Genomic DNA, 2173 nt, shown 5'->3' with positions numbered 1-2173 from the left:
GCCGCTGCCTCGGCAGAAAGCCCGGCGGTGTTGAGCGATACCCCGCCGCAGCGCACATCCGGATTGGTGAGCCGTGCGAGCCGGAGCGTGAGGTCCACCGCCTCGCCGATTGCGGGCAGCGGGTAATCGGGCAGCCCGACGATCCGCCTGCGGCCATAAGCGTGGCACAGCACGATGACGTCGGGCTGCGATCCGTGGAGCAGCCCGAGCGAGACGCCGGCATAGGAAGGGTGGAAGATCGATCCCTGGCCCTCGATCACGTCCCAATGATCGGGCGCGGCATCGGGGCTGAGCAGTTCCGCCGCGCCCGCGACGAAATCGGCGATCACCGAATCGATCGGGATGCCCGCGCCCGCGATCATGATCCCGGTCTGCCCGGTGGCGCGGAAATCGGCGGCGAGCCCACGCGCGCGGAACGCATCGGCGAGCGCCAGTGCGGTGTATTTCTTGCCGAGCGCGCAATCGGTGCCGACGGTCAGCAGGCGTTTGCCGCTGCGTTTGCGCCCGGTCGCGACCGGCAGGTCGGCGGGGGGCGTGCGAACGTCGATCAATTGCCGGCCGAGTGCTTCGGCGCGCGCCTTGACCTGCGGATTGTTGGCGAGCCGGTGATGCGCCCCGCTGACGATATCGAGCCCCGCCTCGAGCGCCTCGATCAGACACGCGGTCCAGCTTGCCGGGATCGCCCCGCCGATCGACGCCGCCGACAGCAGCATCGCGCGCGCGCCGGCGGCATGCGCCTCGCGCGGCGTCATCGCCGGCAGCCCCAGCGTCGCGCCCGCGCCGGGGCATTTATATTCGGCGACGCATTGCCCCGGCGCCCAGTCGCGCAGCCCGAGCCCGGTCTTCAGGAAGGTCGTGTCGTCGGCGTCGCCCAGGAACAGGAGGTACGGCCGCGGCAGATCGAGCGGGGTCATCGGCGCATCCCCGAATAGACCGGGCGGCCGGGCCGCACATCGGGCACCAGTTCGCCGCGATCGACCACCAATATGCCGTTGACCATTACGTACTGAAATCCTTCCGAATATTGCGCGGCATCGCCATAGACCGCGCGCGCGCCGACGGTGTGCGGGTCGAACAGCACGACATCGGCGTCCGCGCCGGCCTGCAACCGCCCCTTGCGCCGCATCGCGGGGACGAAGGATTGCAACCGCTCGGCCGGCATCAGCGCCATCTTGCGGATCGCGTCGCTCAACGAGAGCGTCTTGGCCTCGCGGACATAATGGCCGAGCACCCGCGCGAAGGTGCCGGCGGAGCGCGGGTGGCCGTTCGGTCCGTCGATATTGCCGCCGTCGCTCGCCACCAGCACCAGCGGGTCCTTGAGCAAGGCCTCGATCGTCGCCTCGCTGTTCATGTGCATGATCACGCCGTCGTCGCCGGTGCCGCTGCGCAGCGCGTCGAATTCCGCCTGGGTCAGCCTTTTGCCCGTGACGCGCGATTGCAGGTCGCCGACCTTCACCCCCCAGCGCTTCTCCCAGCCGGGATCGAAGATCACGCTGCGGATCACATCGACCGAGCCGTCCCACGGATAGGTTTCGGTCGAGACGTCGACGCCGTGCGACCGCGCATCATGCATCAGCCGCACCATCAGCGGCGCGTCGGACATCGCCATGCTGTTGATGTGAACGATATGGACGCAGGCGCCGGTGATCGCCGCATTGGCGATATTCTCCTGCACCGCCTCCAGCGTGCTCCCCGGCTCGACGAGGCTGCCGTAGCGGATGTGGGTGAAGACGCAGCTATGCGCCTTGCCCGCGACGCGGGTGACGTCGAGCATCTCGCGCCGCGTGATCCCGGGCGAATATTGCGTCCCGCTGCCGACCCCGATCGCGCCCTGCCGCAAGCCTTCTTCGAGCAGAGGCGTCAGCCGCGCATAAGCCGCATCGGGAATCGTCTGCGAGATTTCCGGCGCGCTGAACATCGCGTCCGGGTCCTTGAGCGCGGCAAGCCCCGCCGCGCCCCCGCCTTTCTGGAGGAAATAGCGGATCGCGGTATGCCCGACGCTGGTGCCGTAATTGATCAGCGCCTGTCCCTGCCGCGCAGCGTACCAGCGATCGACCGGATAGGTGCCGAGTTCCAGCTCCAGTCGCGTCGTGACCCCGTCCTTTGCCTGATAGCGCGCGGTCTCGAAATTGCCGGCGTGCGAGTGGAGATCGATGAACCCCGGCGCGGCGAC

Annotated in this window: 2 protein-coding genes (1 of these 2 cut by a window edge); both read right to left on the bottom strand. The window is 68.6% G+C overall.

The features are described from left to right. Nucleotides 1–914 carry the 5' portion of an N-acetyltransferase DgcN family protein gene (locus BGN95_RS08105; protein ID WP_286772284.1) on the bottom strand. 37 nt of this gene lie to the left of the window's left edge, so 914 of the gene's 951 nt are visible here — the first part of the coding sequence; the start codon lies at nt 912–914; its stop codon lies off the left edge, out of view. After that, on the bottom strand, nt 911–2173 hold a 1263-nt coding region (locus BGN95_RS08100; RefSeq protein ID WP_286772283.1), incomplete at its 5' end, for an amidohydrolase family protein. The genes BGN95_RS08105 and BGN95_RS08100, both read right to left, overlap by 4 nt.

It is taken from the genome of Sphingomonas sp. 66-10, from assembly GCF_001897045.1.
In the GTDB taxonomy this organism is placed as follows: Bacteria; Pseudomonadota; Alphaproteobacteria; order Sphingomonadales; family Sphingomonadaceae; genus Sphingomonas; species Sphingomonas lycopersici.
This window is presented reverse-complemented; position numbering and strand designations above follow the sequence as displayed.